Here is a 25,050-nt window from a genome sequence, read left to right on the forward strand (position 1 = left end):
CAGGGGAGCCCCTTTCCGGGTCAATACGGGCCTTGCGCAGGGCGCATGGTTAAGCGAGAATCACCGCATGCGATCGCGTAACGCCTCTCCGATCCAGACCCTGTTTCGCCGTGCGGGCCTGCCCGCCGCGGTGCTGATCGCCATGGGCTTCTTCGCCTATAATGCGGTGCTCGGCCCCACCGGGGTGATGGCGACCAAGCAGATCAAGGCGGATTACGACCAGAAGAGCGCCGAATATGCCGCGCTCGACAAGAAGCGCGCCGCGCTCAAGAACCGCGTCGAACTGCTCGACCAGAAGCGCGGCGTCGATCCTGACCTTGCCGATGAGCTCGCGCGCAAGCAGCTCAATGTCGTTCGCCCTGACGAAGTGGTGATCCCCCTCGACAAGCACGCGGTGCCCACCACCGATCGCTGATTGCGTTTGTTGCAATGCAACGTGTAAAAACCGCATTTCTGGTTGCATAGAGTGCAATTGCCGTAGCGGCACGTGAACGGCACGCGCTATCCGCGCGTTAGTTGCGTGGCGGGCAAAAACGCGCTTATAGGCACCCGCCTTTCCCCCTCCCCGGACGAGGATTTCCTGATCGTGGCCAAAGCACCGGCTCGCAAGTCGACTGAACCCGCAAAACCCAATCGTGAACGGCCGGAGGAGCCGGAGCGCTACAACGCTTCCAAGGAGGAGCTGCTTGAATTCTACAAGCAGATGCTCCTGATCCGCCGCTTCGAGGAGAAGGCCGGCCAGCTCTATGGCCTCGGCTTCATCGGCGGCTTCTGCCATCTCTATATCGGCCAGGAAGCCGTTGCGGTCGGCCTGCAATCCGCGCTCGACGGCGAGAAGGACTCGGTGATCACGGGCTACCGCGATCACGGCCACATGCTCGCCTACGGCATCGATCCCAAGGTCATCATGGCCGAGCTCACCGGACGCGGCGCGGGCATCTCGCGCGGCAAGGGCGGCTCGATGCACATGTTCTCGACCGAGAAGAAGTTCTACGGCGGCCACGGCATCGTCGGCGCGCAGGTGTCGCTCGGCACCGGCCTGGCGTTCGCGCACAAGTACAATGAGGACGGCGGCGTCGCGATGGCCTATTTCGGCGATGGCGCGTCGAACCAGGGCCAGGTGTACGAGAGCTTCAACATGGCCGAGCTGTGGAAGCTCCCGATCATCTATGTGATCGAGAACAACCAGTACGCCATGGGCACCAGCGTCAATCGCTCGTCGTCCGAGGACCAGCTCTATCGCCGCGGCGAGAGCTTCCGCATCCCCGGCATCCAGGTGGACGGCATGGACGTGCTGGCCTGCCGCGGCGCCGCCGAGGAAGCGCTGGCCTGGGTCCGTGCGGGCAAGGGTCCGATCATCCTCGAGATGAAGACCTATCGCTACCGCGGCCACTCGATGTCCGATCCGGCCAAGTATCGCAGCCGCGAGGAAGTCCAGTCGGTTCGCGACAAGTCGGATCCGATCGAGCAGGTGAAGCGCGAGCTTGAGGAGCTGAAGGTCACCGAGGCCGAGCTGAAGACGATCGAGCAGGAAATCCGCAAGCTCGTCAGCGAAGCCGCCGACTTCGCCGAGCAGACGCCCGAGCCCGATCCTGCTGAACTATATACCGACGTGCTGGTGGAGTCCTACTGAGATGGCGATCGAACTGAAGATGCCGGCGCTGTCGCCCACCATGGAAGAGGGCACGCTTGCCAAGTGGCTCGTCAAGGAAGGCGACACGGTCAAGTCGGGTGACATCCTGGCCGAGATCGAGACCGACAAGGCGACGATGGAATTCGAAGCCGTCGATGAAGGCACGATCTCCAAGATCCTGATTGCCGAGGGCACCGATAACGTGAAGGTCGGCACTGTGATCGCGACGATCGCGGGCGAGGACGAAGACGCGTCGGCGCCTGCGCCCACACCGGCTCCGGCTCCCGCAGCGGAAGCGCCGAAGAAGGACGCCGAACCCGCCGCCGGCGAGGATGGCGGTCCGAAAAAGGCAGATAGCGGCACCAAGCAGCTCGCCAGCGACAAGGCCGCCACCGTCAAGGATCCTGCGATCCCCGAGGGCACCGAGATGGTCAAGACGACCGTCCGCGAGGCGCTGCGCGACGCGATGGCCGAGGAAATGCGCGCCGATCCGCGCGTGTTCGTGATGGGCGAGGAAGTCGCCGAATATCAGGGCGCCTACAAGGTCACCCAGGGCCTGCTCGAGGAATTCGGCGCCAAGCGCGTGATCGATACGCCGATCACCGAGTACGGCTTTGCCGGCCTCGGCTCGGGCGCGGCGATGGGCGGCCTCAAGCCGGTCATCGAGTTCATGACCTTCAACTTCGCGATGCAGGCGATCGACCACATCGTGAACTCGGCGGCCAAGACCAACTATATGTCCGGCGGCCAGATGCGTTGCCCGATCGTGTTCCGCGGGCCCAACGGCGCCGCGAGCCGCGTCGGCGCGCAGCACTCGCAGAACTATGGCCCCTGGTACGCCAGCGTCCCCGGCCTGATCGTGATCGCGCCTTACGATGCGGCCGATGCCAAGGGCCTGCTCAAGGCCGCGATCCGCAGCCAGGATCCGGTCGTGTTCCTCGAGAACGAGCTGATGTACGGTCGCAGCTTCGAAGTGCCGAAGCTCGACGATTACGTCCTGCCGATCGGCAAGGCGCGCATCGTCCGCGAAGGCAAGGACGTGACGATCGTCAGCTATTCGATCGGCGTCGGCGTCGCGCTGGAAGCGGCCGAGAAGCTGGCTGCAGAGGGCATCGAAGCCGAGATCGTCGATCTGCGCACGCTGCGCCCGCTCGACACCGGTACGGTGCTGGAGAGCCTGAAGAAGACCAACCGCATGGTCGTGGTCGAGGAAGGCTGGCCGGCCTGCTCGATCGCATCGGAAATCGCCGCGGTCGTCATGGAGCAGGGCTTCGACGATCTCGACGCCCCGATGCTGCGCGTCACCAACGAGGACGTGCCGCTGCCCTATGCCGCGAACCTGGAGAAGCTGGCGCTGATCACCGCGGACAAGGTCGTCGCGGCGGTGAAGAAGGTCACCTACAAGGGTTGATCCCTGGGGCTGATCTTCGGCGATATCGCTGAACACGAAAAGGCCGGGGGTGACCCCGGCCTTTTTTGCTGCCCGATCGAAGGAGAATTCTCAGCAGCCGCTGGATTGGGCGGGGGTTACCCCCGCGACCTGGTAAACCCCGTTTGGGTGGATCGAAGCCGGATTGTTATTGCCGTTGGCCAGCTTGGAGTCGTCGCTGGTGTCGCGCCGGTCGCGCACCATCATCGATGCGATCTCGTCGAACTCGGTGTCGGGCGAAAGCGCCGTCTTGATCAGCGGCTTGTACTGGAAACGCACCTCGACGAACATGGTTACACCGTTAGGGGCCGCAGCCACTTGGCGGTTCGGCGGGCCGACGCCATCGAGGTTGTTGTCGCCCGTCGAGCCCTTCGTCGATTTGAGACCGGTCTTGTCACCCCTGCAGCGCTGCCAGCGGATCATCGACTTGCCCTCATGGCCGGTTGCAGTATCGGGCTCGATGCTCGAGATGATCACGCGGCCATTGGTGAACAATCCCAGCTCGCCCGACTGTAGATCCGCGCCGGTCAGCAGGTCGTTGATATCGGCCTCGGAGATGGTCTTGGCCTGGAGCTGCGTGCCCGAGCCGATGCGCGCGGCATTGTCCGCCAGATGAAGCGCGATCTGGCTGACACGCATCTTGGTGATGATGAAGTTGGTCAGCTCGGCGCCGCCCAGGCACATCGTCGCGAAGACCGGCAGCATCATCGCGAATTCGAGCATCGCCAGGCCGCTCTGGTCGCGCCCGAAACGGCGCAGGGGGCGGGCGGGGAGGGGAGCGATCCGCATCACGGGCAGTTCCTCACGGCTGCGACACCCTGGTCGCCATAGGGCTGGTTGCGTAGCACGGTGGAAGCCTTGACGGTCGTCGTCGTCGAGCCGCCGATGATCCGATAGACGGGGAACATGCGCGGATAGCTGACGCTCACCGTATAGACCACCGCGTCCTTGGCTCCGCCCTGGCTCTCGTTGCCGCCGGTCGCGTCCCATTTGCCGTTGCCGTTATTGTCCTGATAGGGCTCGCCGGGAGTGAGTCCCTGCGGCCCGTCGCAGGTGCCGTTGCCATTGGTATCGGTGAAAGGCTCGAACCTGGTGGCCGCGGCGTCGCTGAAGGTGCGATACCATTTGCGGGTGATCGTCACCGTGGCATTGTTGGACAGCGCCTTGGCCTGTGCCGTCACCTTCGCGTCCAGAGTAGCCTGGGTTGCCTCGACCAGCCCGCTCTCCAGCGTTGAATCGCGGCCGACCTTCTGGACGATGCCCTGCAGTACCGCGCGCATGTAGAGCGTATGCGCGACGTCGAAGGCCCCGAGCAGCAGGATGCCCATCACCGGCGCGATCATCGCGAATTCGACGACCGTCGCACCGCGCGCGTCGCGGGAAAAGGCCGGGAAGCAGCGCCGGATCATTTGGTGAGCCTCAACTGCGAGATCTGGTCGGCGATCGACTTGAACGTCTGCTGCAGCGTCGGGCCGTCGTCCGCGGTGAAGTAGCGGCCGGAGCTGGCACATTTCTTCAGCCGGTCCTTCGTGGTCGTGGACGTGCTGGTGCCGAAGGCGATCACCCACAGGGTGATGTTGTTGTTCGTGATCGTCTTGCACAGCGCCAGGAAGCGCGCATTGATCTCGTCGTTCATGTCGCTGGCGCCCGGCGAATTGCCCACGTCACCGGCAGCGATGTTGCGCGTGTCGTACCAGGGCAGGCCATAGGCGGCATAGTTCGACGTGCTCGTCTGCGTATCGCCGTCCGTCATGAAGATGATGTGGCGCTCGATCTCGCCACCCTTGGGCGTATATTCATTCTCCGAGCGGAAGATGCCCGTCGGCCACATCAGGCGCGCGCCCCAGAGCAGGCCGATGTCGTGATAGGTATTGCCCACCGGCGTCAGGCCATCGACATAATCGTCGAATGCCTGCGGGGTCCAGGCCTCCATCTTGTGCGCTTCGGCCGGGCAATAAGCGTCCGGCTGACTGTAGTTGCTCGTCGAGGACGAGTTGGGATCGCGCGAATAGCTGTTGCTGCTGTTGCGACGCATATATTCGAGATCGCCCAGCGCCGGCTTCCACTGCGACTCGACGTCGCTGCTAGGCTTGCTGGCGATATCGAGGTCGGTCGCACCCGATGGGATCGGATCGAAGCTGGTGCCGTCGATCGTGCGCCGCTCTTCTATACAGCCGTTCCACGTCACCGTCTTCATGGCGCCATTGTTGCCGATGCGCATCTGGATCGAGCTTGCACCGGTCTTGAACGCCGAGATGTCGACGTCCGTCTTGTCATAGTTCCAGGTCGCCTGCGCGGTATCGTTGCGGCTGTAGTTCTTGGTCGTCGTGGTGACGGTGTCGCGCGTGTCGTAGTAGCAGACCTTCCCGCTGAAGCTGTTGTACCGGTACTCGCGCTTCGTCGATACGGCATCGGTCTTGTACGTGACGTTGCGGTATCCCGGATATTCGGTCGTGCCCAGCTGCGTCGTCGTGGTGCCGTTGTTGGTCGTGCTGCTGCCTGGCATGTTGCTCTTGCACCAGCTGTCGCTCGCATTGCTGCCGCCGCTGCGGGTGATCGTGTAGTTCTTTGAAATCCAGTTGCCGGCATTGTCGGACGTGTTCGTCGACGTCTGGGTCGCGGTGCCATTGGTCGGATAGGCGACCGAGACCAGCGTACGCGTCTGGTAATGCCAGGTGCTCGGGAAATATTCCGCCGGCAGCAGGCGGCCGACATTGACGTTCACCGAATAGGGCACGAACCCGAAGCGTATCTGCACCTGGTCGCCGGTGCCGCCGCTCGGCTCGTCGCCGTCGCAATCGACATCGGCAATGTCGAGCCGCGCCACGATCTGATAGAAGCACTTCACCGCAATGCGCAGCTGGCCCATTCGCGAAGTGGATTGGCCGGCGCAGGCCGTGGTGTTGCCGTTCGGGCAGTAATCCATCGATCCGGTGTTATCGAGCACGAACATGACGTCGGTGTTCGGAAGGCGCATTTCGGCGTCGCAGGTGACGGTTAGCGTCTCGGTGGTCTTGCCGAAGATGCGCATCAGAGTCATCGGCAGGGTTGCCGAAGCGGTGCCGGTCACCTTGCCCGCGCTCTCCGTGAAGCTCTTGCTCACGTTGGTCGCGCCATAGGCGGCGCTGTTGTAGTTGGAGTTAAAGAACCTCTCGGCGTTCTTCCGGGGATATTCGGCTTCACCGGCAATCGTCTGGATCCAGGTGCCGCCGCCCATCGACTTGCGCCCGGCAAGCGCGCCGGCGTCGCAGGCATGTTGCAGACGCGTCTTGACGATGTACATGCGGCTGATGTCGATGCCGCCACCGACCATGCCCGCGAGCGGGATCAGCGCCATGCCCATGATGGCGAGGGTGTTGGCGCGCGTATCCCGCGCGAGCTTGCTCAAAAAGGCACGCGCAGCTGCCACTGTTTCCCGTCCTTCACGCATAGAAGGCCCCCTCATCCCCGACGAACGAGGCACCTTGGACCGATTGTCGCTAAGTACGTATAAATCCTGGTGGTTAACGCCGGCCTTATGCATTGGACGCGCGGCGTGACCGGCATCGTGGAGGATCCGGAACGAAATCTGATACTTACCTATGCTGCGACATCGGGTAGGGCAGGGCTCGCCGCGCTGTTCGCGCTAGATGATGCGCTCGCCAAGCTGCTGCGTACCACGCGTGAGCCGGCGCTCGGCCAGATGCGCCTGGCCTGGTGGCGCGAGGCGCTGCAGAAGCTCGATCAAGCACCGGCACCCGCCGAGCCAGTGCTAAAGGCGCTGGAAACCGAAGTACTGCGTCATGGCGTCACCGGTGCGTCGCTGGTGCCGATCGTCCATGGCTGGGAGGTGCTGATCGAAGAGGAAGAGCTGAGCCCCGATGCCATGCGCCGCTTCGGCGAAGGGCGTGGGCAGTTGTTCATTGCCGCGGGAACCCTGCTCGGCAGCAAGGACGATGCGCTGGCGGCGGCGGGCCAGGGCTGGGCGCTGGCCGATCTCGCGGGCAACCTGCAGGCGGAGGAGGAGAGGGCGATCGCCCGCGACCTGGCCCGCCCGCTGCTCGATGCCGCCGCCAACGCCCACTGGAGCCGCGGCGGCCGCGCCCTCGGCGCGCTCGCGCACCGCGCGCGGCTCGATCTGGCCGAAACGCCCAAGCCCGCGGGAGCGCCGAGCCGGGTAGGGCGGCTGCTCTGGCACCGCCTGACTGGACGCTGACCCGCTGGTCGGGTTAGCCTCGCTTCGGCTCAGAGGAGAGAGGCGATGTGGCGCTATCTGGTTGGTGCAGGCGGTGCGCTGCTGCTCGTCGCGGCGGGGCTTTTCCTGTTTCGCGGCAGCGCGAGCACCGAAACCAAGCTCCCGCCCGCACCCGCCGCCGGAGTTGCATCCGAAGCGGAGCAGGATTTTCCTGCCGAGCCGCCCAGCGCCGCCGCGAAGACCCGCGAACAGAAGCGCTTCGACCGGATCGACAAGGACAAGAACGACGCGATCACCAAGGACGAGTATTTCGCCTTGCGCCGCAAGTTCTTCGCCCGGCTGGATACCGATCACGACGGCAAGTTGAGCTTCGAGGAATGGTCGGTCAAGGCCGTCGATCGCTTCACCACCGCCGACAAGGACAAGTCAGGCGTTCTCACGCGCGCCGAATTCGCCACCACCGCAGTCGTCCGCAAGCCCAAGCCGCGCTGCGCCTGCGCGCCTGCCAAACCGGCCGCCAAGGCGGCGCCAGCTCAGGACTCCGCGGACGACAGCGACGACTGAGCCATCCAGCCCTGCATCGCATCGCGGGCCCGGCCGGTGTACATCAGCTTGCGATCGGCCTTCTTGGTGCGGCCCGGGATCGGCGGGAACAGCCCGAAATTGACGTTCATCGGCTGGTAGGTCTCGGCCTCCGCCTCGCCGGTGATGTGCGACAGCAGCGCGCCCAGCGCCATTTCGCGTGGCGGTGCGCTGAGCGTCTCGCCGGCCAGTTCGGCTGCGGCGAAGCGGCCCGCCAGCAGTCCGATCGCCGAACTTTCGACATAGCCTTCGCAGCCGGTGATCTGCCCGGCGAAGCGGATATGCGGCGCGTTCTTCAGGCGCAGCTCACCGTCGAGCAGCTCGGGCGACTTGATGAAGGTGTTGCGGTGGAGCCCGCCCAGGCGCGCGAACTCGGCATTCTCCAGGCCGGGGATCGTGCGGAACAGCGCGACCTGGTCGGCATATTTGAGCTTGGTCTGGAAGCCGACCATGTTCCACAGCGTGGCCGAGGCGTTGTCCTGTCGCAGCTGGACCACGGCATAGGGCCAGCGCCCAGTCTTGGGATCATCGAGCCCCACGCCCTTCATCGGTCCGAAGCGCAGCGTATCCACCCCGCGCTCGGCCATAACCTCGATCGGCATGCAGCCTTCGAAATAGGGGACATTCTCCCACTCGCGGAACTCGGTCTTCTCCCCCGCCAGCAGGCCGGCGTGGAAGGCGAGATACTGCTCCTTGGTCATCGGGCAGTTGATGTAATCCTTGCCGTTGCCGCCGGGCCCGACCTTGTTCCAGCGCGACTGGAACCAGGCCACTTCGGTGTCGATCGAATCGCGGTGCACGATGGGCGCGATCGCATCGAAGAAGGCGAGCTGGTCCTTGCCCGTGGCGGCGCCGATGCTTTCGGCGAGGCCCGGGGCGGTCAGCGGGCCGGTGGCGACGATCGTCAGGCCGCTCTCGGGCAGCGTGTCCACGCGTTCCCGCACGATCTCGATGTTCGGATGACTGGCAAGCGCCGCGGTCACGCCCTCGGAGAAATTGTCGCGGTCCACCGCCAGCGCCGATCCGGCGGGCACCTTGTGGATATCGCCCTGCGCCATGATCAGCGAGCCGAGGTCGCGCATCTCCTGGTGGAGCAGGCCGACGGCGTTGCTCTGCGCATCGTCCGAACGGAAGCTGTTCGAGCAGACCAGCTCGGCCAGCCCCTCCGTTTGGTGCGCCGGGGTCATGGAGCCGCTACCGCGCATTTCGGAGAGACGGACCTTGAAGCCCTTGCTTGCGAGCTGCCACGCGGCTTCGGATCCGGCCAGGCCGCCGCCAATGATATGAATGTCGTGCATCCGGCTCCGATAGAGCCAAGCTTGGCAGAGCGCCAGCCACCGGGCATCTAGGGGCGATGGACCGTAGCCGTATCGACCCGCTCTTCGCCGCCGCGCTTATCGCGGGCGCCAGCTATTTCGCTCACAACTGGGTCGGCGTGACGGGCACGCCGCTGCTCGTCTGGAAAGGCGCGGGCGTCGGCCTGCTCGCCTTATGGGCGCGCGGCAAGGCCATGAATTCGGACGGGCGGATCATCGGCGCGGTGTTGGCGCTTGGCGCGCTGGGAGACGTGTTGCTCGAAGCGCAGGGCATGGTCGCCGGCGCGGTAGCGTTCCTCGCCGGGCATTTCCTCGCCGCCTATCTCTATCTGCGTCACTCCCGCGTCGCCGCCGCCAACTGGATCGCGCCGCCGGTCGCTGCCGGGCTGGCGCTTTTCGCCTGGTGGGTGTTCAAGGCCGACGCGCAGGCGGCGTTGCTCGCCTTCTATGTGTTCGGCCTGTCGTTGATGACCGCCTCTGCAATGCTTAGCCGGCTTGGCGCGCTGGTCGCAGCGGGTGCGCTCCTGTTCTTCGTGTCCGACTGGCTGATCTTCCTCGTCGAAGGCCGCCTGATCGCTCCCGAGATCGCGCAATTGCTGGTCTGGCCGACCTATTTCGCCGGCCAGGCGTTGATCGCCTGGGGCGCGGTCCACGCGTTTCGCGGAGAGAAAGCCATAGCATGAAGATCTTCACCATCGGCTATGAAGCGACGACGATGGACGAGTTCATCGCGGCATTGCGCAGGGCCGGGGTGGAGCGGGTGATCGACGTGCGCGCCGTGCCGCTCTCCCGGCGCCCGGGCTTTTCCAAGAATATCCTCGCCGCGAGCCTGAAGGACGCGGGGATCGATTATGTGCTGCTCAAGAACCTCGGTACGCCCAAGCTCGGGCGCGATGCCGCGAAGAAGGGCGACGTGACCACGCTGCGTGCGGTGTATGAGGGTCAGCTGCATCTGCCCGAGGCCCAGGCCGAAGCCGCGATGATGCGCGCGCTGGCCGAGGAAAGGCCGAGCGCCCTGCTATGCTTCGAGCGCAATCCCGAACATTGTCACCGCACCCTGCTGCTCGCCGCGGAAGGAGAGGGCGCCGAAGTGGTCGATCTGTTTCCTTGAGACCCGAACACGAAAGGCCGGGGCGACCGTAATAGTAGGGGAATTCGGTCGCCCCGGTAGTTCAGGGGTGCCGGCGTACAGAGGGGCAGACGCCGACCCGAATTGCTCTGGGGGTCTGGCCTTGCGGTGGTATTTCAGTTTGTTGCGCCGTGGGTCAGGCAATCTCGGCTTCGGCCTCTGCCTCGGCGGAAACGATGGGCAGCGTGAAGCTGAACACCGCGCCGCCATCCTTGCCATTCTCCGCCCATAGCCGCCCGCCATGCGCTTCCACGATCGTGCGGCAGATCGGCAGACCGAGCCCGGTGCCGCTCTCCTTGGTGGTGCGAAACGGTTCGAACAGATTGTCGAGCATCGCCTCGCTCAATCCGGGGCCGGTATCGGCTACCTCGATGCACACTTCCTCGGCATAGACCCGGCTACGCACGGTCACTTCGCGCCGATCGCAGCCTTCAGTTGCCTCCACGCCGTTGCGAATCAGGTTGCTCACCACTTGCTCGACCTGGAGCGCATCGCCGATCAGGCTGACCGGGCTGGGATCGAAGCTGCACTCGATCTTCGCGCCGACGGCCACCTTGAGCTGGCGGACTGCAGTGCAGGCCGAACGGATCACGCCGTCCAGGTCGAGCCGCGCCTTGGCGATCTCCCCGGTCACGGTGAAGGAGCGGATCTTGCGGATGATGTCGCCGGCGCGCAGCGCCTGCACCCGGGCCCGATCGAGTGCGTCGAGGATCGAGTGATCGGGATCGCCGCGTGATCGGGTGAGGTAGCGGCAGGCCTCTAGATAATTGGTGATCGCCGCGAGCGGCTGGTTGAGCTCGTGCGCCAGCGTCGACGCCATCGCGCCCATTGCGTTGAGCCGGGCGAGGCGCAGCAGCTTCTCGTGCACCTCGCGCAGCTGCGTATCGGCCTCCATGTCGCGCGTGATGTCGATCGCCAGGCCGAGCAGCCGCGGATGGCCGTCATGCGGGTCGTAGCGGCCCTGCAGCATCACCCAGCGCGCCTCGCCATCGGGCATGCCGAGCTCGAGCGTCATGTCGAGCGGCCCTTCATATTTCCGGGCCGTGCCGATCGCCTCGCGGAGCTCCTGCACCTGAGCCTCGCCCAGCAGGGCGGCGAAATCGGCCATGCGATATTCGCCCTCGTGCCATTCCAGGCCGAACATGCGCGCGGTCTCGGGCGATTGCCGTGCGCCGCCGTCGATCAGGTCAATTTCCCACACGCCCACGCCCGCAGCTTCCTGCGCCATGCGGAGCAGCTTTTCGCTCTCCTCCAGCGCGCGCTGGGTGGCGACGCGCGGGGAGATATCCTGCAGCACGATGGCGAGATAATCGTCGGTGCCGTCACCGCTGCGCACCAGATTGGCGGTGCAATGGACCGGACAATGCTCGCCGTCCCGTGTCACGATGGTGCGGTCGTCCGAGTAGAACGGGTGATCGCCGCGGGCGAGCGCCTTGATCCCTTCCTCGGTCGATTCCCACTCCTCCGCGGTGCTTACCATCCGGCAGTTATGGCCGATCAGCTCTTCCCGCGCGTATCCGGTCAGTGCGCAGATCCGGTCGTTGACCTCTAGGAAGACGCCATTCAGCGACATCCGGCCGACACCTACACCGGCCTGCTCGAACACGGCGCGATAACGGCGCTCGGCGTCTTCCAGCTTGCGACGTGCTTCCAGCTCGGCGGTGATGATTTCGCTGGACAGGACGATGCCTGCGATCTGGTCGTCCTCGTCATACCAAGGCCGCTGGCTCCAGCGCACATAGTCCACCGTGCCGTCGGCATGATGTATCGGGTCGCTGTCGCCCGAAAGCTGTTCGCCCGCCAGCACGCGCTGATACATCGCGTTCCGCTCGGGCGGGATCGGGAACACCTCGAAATGGCTGCGCCCTTCGAGCGGAACATCCTCCGGCAGGCGGTAGTCGCTGATGTAGCGCGGCGAGGCGGCGATGTAGCGCATGTCGTGATCGAGGATCGCAACCGCGGTCGTGGCGTGACGCGCCATGTTGGTCAGGTTGCGGCGTGATACCTCGAGCCGTTTGGCGGCGAGGCGCAGCTTGTCTTCGGCGTGGCGCTCATCCGCATAAGTGGCGAGCAGGAAGATCGTCGCCGCTGTCACCGCCACGAACATCTGCGCAATCAGCACGCTGTGTATGGGATCGGCAGCCGCGAATGGCCCGATGCCGGTGTCCGTGCTCCACAAGACGATCACGGCGCAGACGGCCATCGCGGTGGTCGCGCCGCGCAGGTGCCAGCCGAGCGCAGCGAGCACCAGCGGTGGGAAGATTGCCCAGCCGGTGGGACCGGTGGCTTCCTTGAAGAAGACGATCGTCGCGGTCGCGCCGCATAGCAGCACCGTCGCGGCAAAGCCGGCCCAGCGCAGCGCCGACCAGCGCTGGCGCGGCGGCGTCGCCCAGACCAGCACGAGCGGTGCGGCGAGGATCATGCCCAATCCCTGCTGCGCGAACTTGTCGACGAAAGCAAAGGGCCGGCCCATCGCCATCACGCCCAAGGCGACGACCCCCGCCGCCAATGCCGATCCGGCAATCGCGGCCGCGAATACCCATAGCAGCGAGCTCGGGCTGAGCAGCTCGGAGGGACGAATGCCGCGGCGCCGGATCATCGTGGCGGTGAGCAGCGCGCCCGCCGCCAACCCTACGGCGCTCGCCCATTGCCCGACCCAGGAATAACTAATCCCGAACAGCCAGTAATTGACGATGACGGCGAGCGCGAGCATCGGCCACAGGCGCGTGCCGTACAGGATGAGCCCGCCCACCGACAGGCCGATCGCGATGCCGAGCGGTGGATTGGAGCCGGTGGTACGGTACCAGATCGCCCAGCTCGCGCAGCCGGCAAAGGCGGCCAGAAAGACGAGCAGCGCCGGACGCACCGACGCAAATCGCCTCACTGGCCAACGTTCCTCCACCGTCGCCACCGTTAACTCCGCGTAAAGCGTAAAGTCCTTCGTGGAAGACGGCGAAGATGTAAATCCGCTAATTTACGGAATTCTGAAGCAACAATTTATCAAGCAGCAGCCTTGCGGCGTTCCGCCATTTCATCGTTGAGCATTTCAGCCAGGAGGAAAGCGAGTTCCAGGCTCTGCCCCGCGTTCAGGCGCGGGTCGCAATGCGTGTGATAGCGATCGGCCAATCCCTGTTCGGTGATGTCGATCGCGCCGCCGGTGCATTCGGTGACGTTCTGCCCGGTCATCTCGGCATGGATGCCGCCCGCGAAGGTGCCCTCCGCGCGGTGCACTGCGAAGAAGCCGCGCACTTCGGCCAGGATTCGTTCGAAGGGGCGGGTCTTGTAGCCATTCGCCGCCTTGACCACGTTGCCGTGCATCGGATCGCAGCTCCATACCACCGAATGCCCCTCGCGCTTCACGGCGCGGACGAGCTTGGGCAGGCCGGCTTCGATCTTGTCGTGGCCATAACGGGTGATCAGCGTCATCCGCCCGGGCGTGCGGCCCGGATTGAGCGTGTCGAGCAGGCGAAGCAGCGCATCGGGCTCGAGGCTCGGCCCGCACTTCATCCCGATCGGATTGCCGATGCCGCGCAGGAACTCGACATGCGCGGATCCCTCGAAGCGCGTGCGGTCGCCGATCCACAGCATGTGCGCGCTGGTGTCGTACCAGTCGCCGGTCAGCGAATCCTGCCGGGTCATCGCCTGCTCATAGGGAAGCAGCAGCGCCTCATGGCTGGTGTAGAAGCTGGTCGCCTTGAGCTGGGGCACGCTGTCCGCATCGATGCCGCAGGCCGCCATGAAATCGAGCGCTTCGCCGATCCGGTCGGCGACATCCGCGTACTTCTTCGCCCAGGGGCTGCGGCCCATGAAATCGTGGGTCCATCTATGGACCTGGTGCAGGTTCGCATAGCCGCCCTGCGCAAAGGCGCGCAGCAGGTTGAGCGTCGCCGCCGACTGCGAATAGCCCTGCAGCATCCGTTGCGGATCGGGAATCCGCGCCTCAGGCGTGAAGGCGATGTCGTTGACGTTGTCGCCGCGGTAGCTCGGCAGCTCGACACCATCGATCGTCTCGGTATCGGCCGAGCGCGGCTTGGCGAACTGGCCCGCCATGCGCCCCAGCTTCACCGTCGGCAACTTCGAGGCGAAGGTGAGCACCACTGCCATCTGCAGGAGCACGCGGAAGGTATCGCGGATGTTGTTCGGGTGGAATTCGGCGAAGCTCTCGGCGCAGTCGCCGCCCTGGAGCAGGAATGCCTCGCCGCGCGCCACCTTGCCCAGCTCGGTCGTAAGTTCGCGGGCCTCGCCGGCGAAGACGAGGGGCGGGTAGGACGTCAGCTGATTGGTCGCTGCATCGAGGGCACCCTGATCGGGATATTTGGGCAGCTGGCGCGCCTCGGCTGCCTTCCAGCTCGACGGGCTCCAGCTGGCATGCATGTCATTCTCCGCATCGCGCACCGTGACGTTCCAATCGGCATGATCGGCGATGCCATGCGCGGCGATCAGGTTCATCACCTTGGCATTTGCGCGCTTGCCGTCCTTCTCCCAACCCTGGACCGTCGAGCCCGGGATATCGAACCACGTGCCGAAAGCGGCGCGGGTCAGGGAGCGTTCCTCGCGGAAGCGGCGGATTTTGGTGCCTGCCAATGTCGTCATGATACAAGGGTGCTTACCCCCGCTGGGTAAAATCACGCAAGCAAAAAATTTCCCAGCGGGGGTAAATCAATTCGGGAGAGTCTCACCGAGCTTGTCATACTGCAGGCTGATGCCATGGAAACGAGAGCCGTTGTCCTCATAGCCGTCGAGGTAGATGCCATGCTCGGTATGGAGCAGCCGCGTGCCGTCTCCGTCCGGAAGCAGCTCGATCGAGCACAAGCTCACCGAGATCGGCACGCCGTTGAGCTTCATGCGATAGGCGTAGACGATACGGGTGTCCGGCACGATGTCGTGATAGGAGCAGTCGAAGCGCGTCACCGTACCGCTTTTCCATTTGCCCTCCAGATGCTCCGTTCCGCCTATCCGGAAATCGAAATGGCGGTCGGTCGCGTCCCATTGTTCGTTCGGCCCGGAGAACCAGCGTGCCTTGCCTTTCTCGCTGGCGAAGGCCGCGAAGACCTTGGCCGGAGCCTGCCTGAAGCGGCGCTCGATGACGAACTTGTCGTGGACGGCTTCAGCCATTTTCATTCTCCTGGGCGTCGAGGAATTTGGCGAGGCGATCATAGCGCCTCGGTCGCGCGTCGGCGCTCGATGATCCATTGCTCCACCGCCGCCAGCGCCAGCGGCTCGAGCGTGCAGGTGCGCACGCGACCGTGCTTCTGGGTGCTTACCAGCCCGGCGGCTTCGAGCAGGCGGATATGCTGGAGGAAGCTCGGCATCGCCATGGTGAAGCCGCCGGCGAGGTCGCTCACGCTGGCCGGGCCGTCGCCCAGCCGCTCGACCACCGCGCGGCGAGTAGGGTCGGCCAAGGCGGCAAAGGCAGCGTCAATTTGGTTAGGCATGCGCCTAACTAAAGCCTGCGCGCCTTCCCGCGCAAGGGAAACTTAGGGTACCGCATAAGTTTAGTAGCCGGCTTCCAGATCCACTTCATTCTTCAGCGGCCGCCCTTCCATGAACGCCTGGATATTCTCCACGAACAGAGCCGCGGCGCGCAGGAACATGCGCGTCTGGCTGCGGCCGGAAAGGTGCATCGAGTGGATCACGTTGGGCGTGGTCCAGAGCGGATGCCCCGGCGGCAACGGCTCGGGGGTGACGGTGTCGAGGAAGGCGCCGGCGATCCGTCGCCTGGTGCAGGCCTCGATCAGTGCGTCCTGATCGATCAGTTCGCCGCGGCCGACATTCACGATCCAGGCGGACGGCTTCATTGCGGCCAACTCCTCGGCCCCGATCATCGCCCGGCTCTCGCCGGTCGAGGGCGCGGCGAGGAACACCCAATCGGCTTCGGGCAGTAGCGCGCGCCACGCATCGGGGCCTATTGTACCCTCGGCACCGGAGCGGGTCACGCCGGTCACCTCGACACCGAAAGCCTTCAGCCGCGCGCCGATCAGCCTGCCGATCGTGCCATAGCCGATCACCAGCGCCTTGCTCTCGAACAGCTCGATCTTGCCCGGCGCATCGGCCGGCCATTCATGACGATCGGCAGCGCGGACCACCTGGTCGAAGCGCTTGGCCGCCACCAACGCCCCCATCACTGCATATTCGGCGACGGTGTGCGAATTGACCCCGCTGCCATTGGTTACCCGCGTGCCCCGCTCGCGCAGCAGGCGGGTGTCGAGCACATCGAGCCCGGCATAGATGGTCGAGAGCCATTTCAGCTTGCCGGCCGCGGCAACGGCGCGCGCCCATTCGCGCGGGCTGTTGTTGTCGAGCCAGGCGATGTCGGCGTCTGCGGCAAGTGCGATCGCCTCGTCGGTAGAGGCGAACCAGTGGACATCGAGCCCGGCAGGGAGCTGCGGCTCCACGAGCGGGCGGGCGAGGGCAGGGAGCACGGCCTTCATGGGCCGGAGGCTAGCGCGCCTCCGGCCGTGGTTCAAAGCGCTTAGTTGCTGCGGTCGCGATCACGGCCGCGGTCGCCGCGGCCGTGATCATCGGGCGTGGCGCTGGCGGTCGGGGTGGGCGAGGGCGTTGCGCCCGGGCCGCGACGATCGCCGCGGTCACTCTTGTCGCCGCCGGAATTGCCGCGCGGGTTGTCGCGGGCATGGTCGCGCGCCTGCTCGGCCTGGTTGCGGCGGTCATGCGCCTTGTTCGCCACTTCGTCCGCTTCCTTCGTGCGATCGGCATCGGGCGCGCGCGCCTTGCCGCCGTCGTCGAACTCGCGGACCGGCTTGCCGCCCTGGAAGGCGTAGCTGCGATCGCCCTTCTGGACGAAGAAGGGCTTGCTCTCGCCGCCGCGGAAATAGGCGACTTCCTTGCCGTCCCGGTCCGAGGTGCGGACGATCTTGCCGCCGCGCGTCCACGCCCAGCCGTCGCCATAGCGGACGCGCTGGACGTTCTTGCCGTCGCGGATCTCGTCCTCGATCGTGCCGGCATCGTGGAGCGGCGCCGCATCGGCCGCGGCAATGCCGGCGGCGGCCTTGGGGACGGCGGCGACGGTCACTGCTGCGGCATCGTCGGCATCCTCGACCACCGGCGTGTCGTTGAGCGTCGCGTCGTCGGGCGCGATGGCGTTATCGACGTCGACCGCGGCATTGTCCGTGGTCTTGGGTGCCTGATTGCACGCGCCCAGCGCCAGTGCGGCGGCCAAGGCGGTGAGGGGAAGGGACTTCAACATACGCATCCTACTCCGTTGCCGCCCACCCTCCCGGTGGGCGCAGCACGGAGTGCAACGCGCACGCGTCTCCTATTTATCCGCCCAGCGCGGGTTTCCAGTCCCAGCCCAGCGGATCGCCGTCCATCACTTCGACGCCGGCGGCGGCAAGTGCGTCGCGGATCGTGTCGGATCGCTGGAAATCCTTCACCAGCCGCGCTTCCTTGCGCTCGACGAGCTGGTCCTCGATCGCCTCGGCATTGATCGTCGCGCCGGCGGGGCGCAGGCGCAGGTCCTCGCGAGTCAGCTCGAGCAGCCTGAGGCCGAGCACCGCGTCGAACGCGGCAAGCCCCGCCAGGCGATCGGCCGGCGACAGCTTCTTCTCGGCGAGCATCTCGTCGAGCGCCGGCAACGCCTTGGGCGTGTTGAGATCGTCCGACACCGCTTCATCGAGCCGCACCAGCCATGCGGCCGGGGCCGTACCTTCGCCCTCGGCGCGCGCTTTGAGCGCCGTCACGGTCATCACAAGCCGCTTCAGCCGGGTAAGCGCAGCGGCGAGGTTCTCGGCCGAGAATTCGAGCTCGCTGCGATACTGGGCCTGCAGGCAGAGCAGGCGATAGGCGAGGGGATGCACGCCCGCATCGATCAGCGACTGGAGCGTGGTGAAGCCGCCCTTGGACTTCGACATCTTCCCCTGGCGATCGACCAGGAAGTTGTTGTGCATCCAGAAATGCGAACCCGTGTCCGAGCAGCCGCAAAACGCCTGGTTCTGGGCGATCTCGTTGGGGTGATGGATCTCGCGGTGATCGATGCCGCCGGTATGGATGTCGAACGGCGCACCCAGATATTTGATGCTCATCACCGAGCATTCCAGATGCCAGCCCGGCGCACCCATGCCCCAGGGGCTGTCCCATTCCATCTGGCGCTGCTCGCCCTGCGGCGACTTGCGCCAGATCGCGAAGTCCTGCGGATGGCGCTTGCCCTCCACCGCCTCGATCCGGCCCTCGCGGGCATCATCCTGCGATCCGGCGAGCTTGCCGTAATCGGGCACCGTGGTGCTGTCGAAATACAGGCCGCTGTCGAGCTCGTAGCAATGCTCGGGTGCGATCTTCTCGGCAAAGTCGATCATCTCGGCGATATGATCGGTCGCGACGGACCAGCGCGTGGGCTGACGGATGTTGAGATCGGCGATGTTCTGCTTGAACGCCGCGGTATAGTGCGCGGCGATGTCCCAGATGCTCTTCGACTGGGCCTTTGCCGCGGCTTCCATCTTGTCGTCGCCCGCATCGGCGTCGCTGGTCAGGTGGCCGACATCGGTGATGTTGATGACGTGCGTTAGGGGAAAACCCTTCCACGTCAGCACCCGGCTCAGCGTGTCGGTGAACACGTACGCGCGCAGATTGCCGAGATGGGCGTAATTGTAGACCGTCGGCCCGCACGAATAGACGCGCACGCCCTTTTCAGGATCGAGCGGCTGGAAGGCTTCCAGGCTGCGGGTCAGCGAATTGTAGAGCGTGAGGGATGCGCCGGTCATGCCAGCGGCATTAGCGGCTCGCGTGCCGGCTGCAAGCCTCAGGCGGGTTCGGCGACTTTCTCGGTTGCATGCTCCAGTGCCGCACGGACCATCGCGTTCCAGATCAGCGCGGGATCGTCACCCGCCGCACGCCCGGCCTCCACCATCTCGCGAGTCGGCTCGCGCAGCGTGTGCAGGATCGCGACAGCCCGTTCGACCTCGGCGCGCCAGATGCGCTCGACGATGACGCTCACCGGCTCGTCCGGCCCTTCGGCCGCCTCGCCATTGGGGCTCACCATCTCGGCCGCGATGACGCGCGCGATGCGCTCGATCGGCGAGGTCACGGAAACATCTGTCATAAGCGCTCCTGCGGATTCCCCCCGCGAAACGCGCGTCAAGGCGGTAAGGTTCAGGCGGCGAGTGCCGCTGCGCCACCCTGCCGGATCAGCCCGTTGCCGCTGGCACCGCCCGCGACGAGCGGCAATGCCGTCGCGCAAAAGGCGCATTCGGCAGTCAGCCGTCCCACCACCCAGTGCGACCCACCACAGCCAGGGCAATAGTTGGTCTGGTCACTGCGATATGCAACGCGGTAGCCCATAAGTGCGTGTCGGATGCCGAAATCGTACATGTCTCGTCTCCCGATAGTCGGAAGCTCAACGGTAACGAATCGTGGTTTGTTCCGGTATCGGGTCGATCCGCCCCCGGCAGTCCGTGCAAATCCGTAGATGAGTTGCGCGAAAGCCACACAATACCGCCTAAAGGCTGGAATTTGGTGACGGGGATGAAAGCTGGAGGCCCGAGCCGGAATCGAACCGGCGTGCAAGGATTTGCAGTCCTCTGCGTCACCACTCCGCCATCGGGCCTCGGAGCGAGGGGCGGCAATGCGCAGGTGCTTCGCCGGCTGTCAACATTGCAGTGCAAAAATAGCTGTCCGCGTTGCTTGGCGAGGGGTTGCGGAAGAGATACAAGCCGCCCTACATAAACAGTGTATTGCACAACTAATACGGTTGTGACAGATAGCCGGAGTGATGATGGCTCTTACGGTCGATTTTGAGGCGATGCGCCACGCGATGGTGGCCAGCCAGTTGCGCACCAACGCAGTGAACGACGTTCGCGTCGTCGAGGCGATGGCCGTGCTGCCGCGCGAGGACTTCCTGCCCGACGCGCATCGTGCGATCGCCTATCGCGACACGCTGCTGCCGCTCGCCGGCGGCCGCCAGCATAATTCGCCGCTCGCCACCGGCCGGTTGCTCACCGCCGCCGATCTGCGGGCGACCGACAAGGTGCTGCTGATCGGTGCCGCCGGCGGCTACACCGCCGCGCTGCTCGCAGGCCTGGTCAATTCGGTAGTGGCCGTGGAAGAGGATCCGGCGCTCGCCGCGCTCGCCCGCACCGCGCTCGCCGCCTATGCCAATGTCGAGCCGATCGAGGGGCCGCTCGCTGCCGGCCATGCCGTCGAAGGCCCCTATGATCTGCTCATCGTCGATGGCGCGGTGGAGGAAGTCCCCGCGACGCTGCTCGATCAGCTCGCTCCCGGTGCCCGCGTGGTGACCGGCGTGCTGGATCGCGGCGTCACCCGTCTCGCGACGGGCCGCCGTACGGAAGGCGGCTTCGGCCTTGCCGATTTCACCGACATCGAATGTGCAGTGCTTCCCGGTTTCGAGCGCCTACGAACCTTTCAATTCTGATCTGAAGATGAGGCTCATGCGAATTTCCTCTCTGTTCCTGGGCGCCAGCCTTGTTGCGCTCGCCACACCGGCGGCCGCGCAGACCACCACGACGCGCGCCGGCACCCAAACGCCGGTTCGAGTCGAGGTCGGCACCGCCGCGCCCGCCCAGAACGCGCAGCCGACGACGACGCTGCGGGACGCGCTGGTCCTGGCCTACAACACCAATCCCGGCCTCCAGTCGGAGCGTGCCAACCAGCGCGCCAATGACGAGAATGTGCCGATCGCCAAGGCGGCGGGCCGTCCGGGCCTGAGCAGCACGGCTTCGGCCAGCACCAGCCCCTATGACAGCGACTCCTCGGGTCTAAGCCCGACCCGCACCGGCACTGTCGGCCTGAACTTGTCCGTGCCGATCTACACAGGCGGCGCCGTCCGCAATTCGGTGCGCGGTGCCGAGACGCGCGTCGACGCCGGCCTTGCCAGCCTGCGCGGCGCCGAGGCGCAACTCTTCACCGATGCAGTGACGGCGTATGTCGATGTGCTGCGCTTCGAGGCGATCGTCCGCCTCAACCAGCAGAACGCGCACGTCCTCGACGTCAACCTCCAGGCGACTCGCGACCGCTTCGAAGTGGGCGACCTGACCCGCACCGACGTTGCCCAGTCGGAAGCGCGCCTTGCGCTCGCCCAGAGCCAGCTGCGCACCGCCGAGGCGGCGCTGATCGGCGCACGCGAGAATTACATCCGCGTCGTCGGCGCCCCTCCGGGCGTGCTCGCCCAGCCGCCGGCGCTGCCGGGCATCCCGGTCGATGTGCAGGATGCCGAGCAGGCCGCGCTCGCCAACAATCCGAACCTCGAAGCCGCGCAGAAGCAGCGCGACGCGACTCGCTTCGACGTGAATGCCGCCAAGGCATCGCGCCTGCCGACGGTCAGCGTTGGCGTTGGCAGCAACTATTACAATTATCTCGGCTCGCTCTCGAGCCAGGCGCGCTCAGTCACCGGACTCAGCCCGGACGGCGTGTCGACCACGCTCGGCGCGCAGGTGAACCTGCCGCTCTTCCAGGGCGGCCGCCCTGCCGCGCAGATTCGCCAGGCGCAAGCGCGCGAAGCCTCGTCGATCGAGACCGTCACGCTCACCGAGCGCGGCGTGATCGCCCAGGTGCGTTCGGCCTATGCGAATTATTCCTCGGCGCTGCGCGTGATCGAATCGACTCGCGTCGCGGTGGACGCCAACAAGCTCAGCCTCGAAGGCGTCCGTGCCGAGAACAGCGTCGGCACCCGCACGATCCTCGATATCCTGAATGCCGAGCAGGAACTGCTCAACAGCCAGGTCAATTACGTCACCGCCGAGCGCGACGCCTATGTTGCCGGCTTCCAGCTGCTCGCGGCGATGGGCCGGGCCGAAGCCAATGATCTTAACCTTGATGGCGGCCCGCTCTACGATCCGGGCGTCAACTACAAGCGGGTCAAGAATCGCTGGTCGGACTGGGGCGGCGATCCCGATCCGCAGGCCGTCGGCACGCGCACCAACCAGACCCCGGCACAGACTCCGGACGTGTCCGCGGCAGCGCTGGATCCGGTGCTTCAGCGCAATGATGCAACACGGCCTGTTGACATTAACCGTAAAAAGCCCTGATTACGCGCCTCCGGGGCTTTTTGGAGTAGCCGGTTGATGGGGGACATCAGTAGCGAGCCGTCGATGGAGGAGATTCTTTCCTCCATCAAGCGCATCATCGCCGAGGAAGGCGATAGTGCCGTTGCGACGCGTGCGCGTCGCGGCGGGCGGGCAACGACGACGGTGGCGGAGAAACCCGCCGCCATCGATGAGATACTTGAGCTGAGCCAGCCGGTCGTCGATGATGACGATGAGGACATACTGGAGACGCCGACCCCGATGTCGATGGGTTCCCCCACGCCGCCCAAGCCCGTTGTCGCCGAAAAGCCGGCGCGCGCAGCGCCCGCAGCCGAAGTACCGGCTGCTGATCCGATTCTTTCCGATCGCGCCACCGAGGCGACTCGTGGGCCGCTCGAAGCCTTGTCGCGGATGGTGAAACCGGCCGAGACTCCCGAGGTTCACGGATCGGACACGATCGAAGGCTTGGTCCGCGCGATGCTCAAGCCGATGCTCAGTGAATGGCTCGATGCCAACCTGCCGCGCCTCGTCGAAGACATGGTCGCGAAGGAAATCTCGCGGATCACCGGGCGGCAGTAACGAAATTTCTCTCCCTGCAGGAGAAGGCAGATGAGGCCGGGCGCGTTGCCCCGGCCTTTTCTTTGGTGTGGTCTTTGTAGCTGGGTGCGCTCGCGAACGATTGTAACGCCCGCAACCTTCCGGCATCCTGCACCCCATGAAGCACATCCTGCTCGCGGGCGTCGCGCTCGCTTCCGCCGCTGCGCCCGCGCTGGCGCGTGATCTCACCATTCAGGACGTCGCCACCCTGTCGCGAGTCGGCAGCCCCGCGGTGTCGCCGGACGGCCATTGGCTCGTCTGGCAGCAGCGCGAGACCGACCTCGCCGCCAACAAGGGCCGCTACGACCTGTGGCGCCTCGACCTTACGCAAAAGGGCGCCAAGCCCGAGAAGCTGGTCGCGGAAGCAGACGTCAACGAAACCGCCCCGCAATTCTCCGCCGACGGCAAGACAATCTGGTTCCAGTCGGACAAGGGCGGCGACGATGCCGTGTGGGGCATCGCCGTCACCGGCGGCACCGCCACCCAGCTCACGCATATCCCGGGCGGCTTCAGCGGCTTCAAGGTCTCGCCGGACGGCACCAAGCTGCTCGTCTGGGCCGATCGCAAGCCGGGTGCCCCCAGCCTCGAGCCCGCCATGGTCAAGAAAGACCCGAACGCCGGCTCGGGCCGCACCTATGACCAGCTCTTCATCCGCCACTGGGACACCTGGTCCAATGGTGATCGCTCGCAGCTGTTCGTGCTGCCCTTCGGCCCGCAGGGCGCGACCGGCAACGGCACCCCGATCGAAGGCGGGCTGATCGGCGACGCGCCCTCCAAGCCATTCGGCGGCGGCGAGGAAGTGTCGTGGAGCGCCGACAGCAAGACCGTCTATTTCGCGCTGCGAGAGGCGGGCCGGATCGAATCCAAGTCGACCAATCTCGATATCTTCGCGGCACCCGCCGACGGTTCCTCGGCGCCAGTGAACCTCACCAAGGCGAACGAGGGGATGGACAATCTCCCCACCGTCTCGCCCGACGGCAAGTGGCTCGCCTATTTCGCGATGGCCCGCGCAACCTATGAGGCCGACCGGCAAGTGCTCCAGCTGCGCAACCTCGCGACCGGCGAGACCAAGGCGCTCACCCAGGCCTGGGACCGCTCGGTCGGCTCGATCGCCTGGTCGCCCGATTCGAAGACGATCTACGTCACGGCCGAGGATACCCAGGAAAACCCGATCTGGTCGGTCGACCCCAGGACCGGCAAGGTCGCGCGGCTCACCCAGCTCGGCAATGTCAGCGCAGTGGTGCCCACCAAGGGCGGTATCGTCTATTCGATGAACAGCCTGACCGCGCCCGACGACTTCTACCTGCTCAAGGGCAAGGCCAGCACCCAGCTCACGTCGGTGAACGCCGAGAAGCTGGCGGGCATCCCGATGCCCAAGGTCGAGCGCTTCAGCTTCGCCGGCGCCAACAACGACGCTGTCTGGGGCTATGCCGTGAAGCCGGCCGCGCTGCCGGAGGGCAGGAAGGCGCCGATCGCCTTCATCGTTCATGGCGGCCCGCAGGGTTCGAGCAACAACAGCTGGTCCTGGCGCTGGAACCCGGCCGTGTTCGCCGGCGCCGGCTATGCGGTGGTCGCGGTCGATTTCCATGGCTCCACCGGCTATGGCCAGGCCTTCACCGACGCGATCGGTAACAATTGGGGCGGCTGGCCGCTCGAGGACCTGCAAAAGGGCCTCAAGGTCGCGACGGACAAGTTCGCCTATCTCGACGCCGACAATGCCTGTGCGCTCGGCGCCTCGTACGGCGGCTACATGATGAACTGGATCGAGGGGCAGTGGCCCGACCGGTTCAAGTGCATCGTCCAGCATGACGGCGTGTTCGACGCCCGCGCCATGGCGTACGAGACCGAGGAGCTGTGGTTCGACGAGTGGGAACATGGCGGCAAGGCCTATTTCGAGGATCCCGCCGCCTTCGAGAAGTGGAACCCGGTCAACCATGTCGACAAGTGGAAGACCCCGCAGCTGGTGATCACCAGCGAGAAGGACTTCCGCATTCCCTACACGCAGGGGTTGGCCGCCTTCACCGCGCTCCAGCGCCGCGAGATCCCGTCCAAGCTGCTGGTGTTCCCGGACGAGAACCACTGGGTGCTCAAGCCGAAGAACTCGATGCAATGGTATGGGACGGTGCTCGGGTGGCTGAACCAGTATACCGGCAAGCAGGATGCGGGGACGGCGAACGCACGCTGAGGCTTTGCTAAATTG

At 65.4% G+C, this 25,050-nt stretch carries 24 protein-coding genes and 1 tRNA gene; 11 read left to right on the top strand and 14 right to left on the bottom strand.

What is annotated here, in order from left to right:
* Positions 1 to 67: 67 nt before the first annotated feature.
* From AC1RPL_RS01595 to AC1RPL_RS01605, 3 genes are all read left to right on the top strand, one after another.
* Positions 68 to 415 carry an FtsB family cell division protein gene (locus AC1RPL_RS01595; protein WP_493067505.1) on the top strand — a complete coding sequence of 116 codons (348 nt, stop codon included), beginning with the start codon at positions 68 to 70 and terminating at the stop codon, positions 413 to 415.
* Positions 416 to 586: 171 nt separating this feature from the next.
* The gene (gene pdhA, locus AC1RPL_RS01600; protein WP_493067506.1) at positions 587 to 1,633 is read left to right on the top strand and encodes a pyruvate dehydrogenase (acetyl-transferring) E1 component subunit alpha; all 1,047 of its coding nucleotides are present in this window, start codon (positions 587 to 589) and stop codon (positions 1,631 to 1,633) included.
* A 1-nt stretch (position 1,634) separates the two neighbouring features.
* Complete coding sequence (locus AC1RPL_RS01605; RefSeq protein ID WP_493067507.1) at positions 1,635 to 3,044, top strand: pyruvate dehydrogenase complex E1 component subunit beta; 1,410 nt, start codon at positions 1,635 to 1,637, stop codon at positions 3,042 to 3,044.
* Between the two features lie 90 nt (positions 3,045 to 3,134).
* Here AC1RPL_RS01605 and AC1RPL_RS01610 read toward each other — a convergent pair whose 3' ends face one another.
* From AC1RPL_RS01610 to AC1RPL_RS01620, 3 genes are read right to left on the bottom strand one after another with little or no spacing between them, the layout of a single operon-like run.
* Positions 3,135 to 3,851, bottom strand: a complete 717-nt coding sequence (locus tag AC1RPL_RS01610; RefSeq protein ID WP_493067508.1) for a TadE/TadG family type IV pilus assembly protein — start codon at positions 3,849 to 3,851, stop codon at positions 3,135 to 3,137.
* The gene (locus AC1RPL_RS01615) at positions 3,851 to 4,471 is read right to left on the bottom strand and encodes a TadE/TadG family type IV pilus assembly protein (RefSeq protein WP_493067509.1); all 621 of its coding nucleotides are present in this window, start codon (positions 4,469 to 4,471) and stop codon (positions 3,851 to 3,853) included. Before AC1RPL_RS01615 ends, AC1RPL_RS01610 begins: the two co-directional genes overlap by 1 nt.
* Positions 4,468 to 6,471 carry a TadE/TadG family type IV pilus assembly protein gene (locus AC1RPL_RS01620; RefSeq protein WP_493067510.1) on the bottom strand — a complete coding sequence of 668 codons (2,004 nt, stop codon included), beginning with the start codon at positions 6,469 to 6,471 and terminating at the stop codon, positions 4,468 to 4,470. The genes AC1RPL_RS01615 and AC1RPL_RS01620 overlap by 4 nt, the downstream gene beginning before the upstream one ends.
* A 126-nt stretch (positions 6,472 to 6,597) precedes the next feature.
* Here AC1RPL_RS01620 and AC1RPL_RS01625 point away from each other — a divergent pair, with 126 nt between their 5' ends.
* Both AC1RPL_RS01625 and AC1RPL_RS01630 read left to right on the top strand, forming a co-directional pair.
* Positions 6,598 to 7,257, top strand: coding sequence for a squalene/phytoene synthase family protein (locus AC1RPL_RS01625; RefSeq protein ID WP_493067511.1), 660 nt, complete (start codon positions 6,598 to 6,600; stop codon positions 7,255 to 7,257).
* A 45-nt stretch (positions 7,258 to 7,302) separates the two neighbouring features.
* Complete coding sequence (locus AC1RPL_RS01630; protein ID WP_493067512.1) at positions 7,303 to 7,800, top strand: EF-hand domain-containing protein; 498 nt, start codon at positions 7,303 to 7,305, stop codon at positions 7,798 to 7,800.
* On the opposite strand, the gene trmFO is transcribed toward AC1RPL_RS01630, so the two are convergent.
* Positions 7,770 to 9,116 (bottom strand): methylenetetrahydrofolate--tRNA-(uracil(54)-C(5))-methyltransferase (FADH(2)-oxidizing) TrmFO, encoded by a 1,347-nt coding sequence (gene trmFO / locus AC1RPL_RS01635; RefSeq protein WP_493067513.1) that lies wholly within the window; start codon positions 9,114 to 9,116, stop codon positions 7,770 to 7,772. The two genes, AC1RPL_RS01630 and trmFO, sit on opposite strands and share 31 nt — an antisense overlap.
* Positions 9,117 to 9,172: 56 nt before the next feature.
* Between trmFO and AC1RPL_RS01640 the strand changes: the two genes are divergently transcribed.
* Entirely contained in the window at positions 9,173 to 9,817 is a 645-nt protein-coding gene (locus AC1RPL_RS01640; RefSeq protein WP_493067514.1) for a lysoplasmalogenase family protein, read from the top strand.
* Positions 9,814 to 10,245: a DUF488 domain-containing protein gene (locus AC1RPL_RS01645; protein WP_493067515.1), complete on the top strand. Its 432-nt coding sequence runs from the start codon at positions 9,814 to 9,816 to the stop codon at positions 10,243 to 10,245. Before AC1RPL_RS01640 ends, AC1RPL_RS01645 begins: the two co-directional genes overlap by 4 nt.
* Positions 10,246 to 10,399: 154 nt before the next feature.
* On the opposite strand, the gene AC1RPL_RS01650 is transcribed toward AC1RPL_RS01645, so the two are convergent.
* The 10 genes from AC1RPL_RS01650 to AC1RPL_RS01695 all read right to left on the bottom strand — a co-directional run bounded on the left by AC1RPL_RS01650 (position 10,400) and on the right by AC1RPL_RS01695 (position 19,819).
* Positions 10,400 to 13,147: a PAS domain S-box protein gene (locus AC1RPL_RS01650; RefSeq protein WP_493067516.1), complete on the bottom strand. Its 2,748-nt coding sequence runs from the start codon at positions 13,145 to 13,147 to the stop codon at positions 10,400 to 10,402.
* Positions 13,148 to 13,263: 116 nt separating this feature from the next.
* Positions 13,264 to 14,637: a class II 3-deoxy-7-phosphoheptulonate synthase gene (locus AC1RPL_RS01655; RefSeq protein WP_493069063.1), complete on the bottom strand. Its 1,374-nt coding sequence runs from the start codon at positions 14,635 to 14,637 to the stop codon at positions 13,264 to 13,266.
* Positions 14,638 to 14,922: 285 nt separating this feature from the next.
* Positions 14,923 to 15,378 (bottom strand): SRPBCC family protein, encoded by a 456-nt coding sequence (locus AC1RPL_RS01660; protein ID WP_493067517.1) that lies wholly within the window; start codon positions 15,376 to 15,378, stop codon positions 14,923 to 14,925.
* A gap of 38 nt (positions 15,379 to 15,416) precedes the next feature.
* On the bottom strand, positions 15,417 to 15,698 hold the full coding sequence (locus AC1RPL_RS01665; RefSeq protein WP_493067518.1) for an ArsR/SmtB family transcription factor: 282 nt from the start codon (positions 15,696 to 15,698) through the stop codon (positions 15,417 to 15,419).
* A gap of 60 nt (positions 15,699 to 15,758) precedes the next feature.
* Positions 15,759 to 16,694 (bottom strand): D-2-hydroxyacid dehydrogenase, encoded by a 936-nt coding sequence (locus tag AC1RPL_RS01670; protein ID WP_493067519.1) that lies wholly within the window; start codon positions 16,692 to 16,694, stop codon positions 15,759 to 15,761.
* 41 nt (positions 16,695 to 16,735) lie between these two features.
* Positions 16,736 to 17,464 carry a hypothetical protein gene (locus AC1RPL_RS01675; RefSeq protein WP_493067520.1) on the bottom strand — a complete coding sequence of 243 codons (729 nt, stop codon included), beginning with the start codon at positions 17,462 to 17,464 and terminating at the stop codon, positions 16,736 to 16,738.
* Positions 17,465 to 17,540: 76 nt separating this feature from the next.
* Positions 17,541 to 18,977 carry a cysteine--tRNA ligase gene (gene cysS / locus AC1RPL_RS01680; RefSeq protein WP_493067521.1) on the bottom strand — a complete coding sequence of 479 codons (1,437 nt, stop codon included), beginning with the start codon at positions 18,975 to 18,977 and terminating at the stop codon, positions 17,541 to 17,543.
* 38 nt (positions 18,978 to 19,015) lie between these two features.
* The gene (locus AC1RPL_RS01685) at positions 19,016 to 19,315 is read right to left on the bottom strand and encodes a hypothetical protein (RefSeq protein ID WP_493067522.1); all 300 of its coding nucleotides are present in this window, start codon (positions 19,313 to 19,315) and stop codon (positions 19,016 to 19,018) included.
* A 50-nt stretch (positions 19,316 to 19,365) separates the two neighbouring features.
* Entirely contained in the window at positions 19,366 to 19,584 is a 219-nt protein-coding gene (locus AC1RPL_RS01690; RefSeq protein WP_493067523.1) for a hypothetical protein, read from the bottom strand.
* A 161-nt stretch (positions 19,585 to 19,745) separates the two neighbouring features.
* A tRNA-Cys gene (locus tag AC1RPL_RS01695) sits at positions 19,746 to 19,819 on the bottom strand.
* Positions 19,820 to 19,984: 165 nt separating this feature from the next.
* On the opposite strand from AC1RPL_RS01695, the gene AC1RPL_RS01700 reads away from it, so the two are divergent.
* From AC1RPL_RS01700 to AC1RPL_RS01715, 4 genes are all read left to right on the top strand, one after another.
* Entirely contained in the window at positions 19,985 to 20,644 is a 660-nt protein-coding gene (locus AC1RPL_RS01700; protein ID WP_493067524.1) for a protein-L-isoaspartate O-methyltransferase family protein, read from the top strand.
* 16 nt (positions 20,645 to 20,660) lie between these two features.
* On the top strand, positions 20,661 to 22,256 hold the full coding sequence (locus AC1RPL_RS01705) for a TolC family outer membrane protein (RefSeq protein ID WP_493067525.1): 1,596 nt from the start codon (positions 20,661 to 20,663) through the stop codon (positions 22,254 to 22,256).
* A gap of 36 nt (positions 22,257 to 22,292) precedes the next feature.
* Positions 22,293 to 22,832, top strand: coding sequence for a DUF2497 domain-containing protein (locus AC1RPL_RS01710; protein ID WP_493069064.1), 540 nt, complete (start codon positions 22,293 to 22,295; stop codon positions 22,830 to 22,832).
* Positions 22,833 to 22,968: 136 nt separating this feature from the next.
* The gene (locus AC1RPL_RS01715) at positions 22,969 to 25,035 is read left to right on the top strand and encodes a S9 family peptidase (protein WP_493067526.1); all 2,067 of its coding nucleotides are present in this window, start codon (positions 22,969 to 22,971) and stop codon (positions 25,033 to 25,035) included.
* The last annotated feature ends 15 nt before the right edge of the window (positions 25,036 to 25,050 follow it).

The sequence above is a fragment of the Sphingomonas sp. GW821-FHT12D09 genome (genome assembly GCF_058807215.1).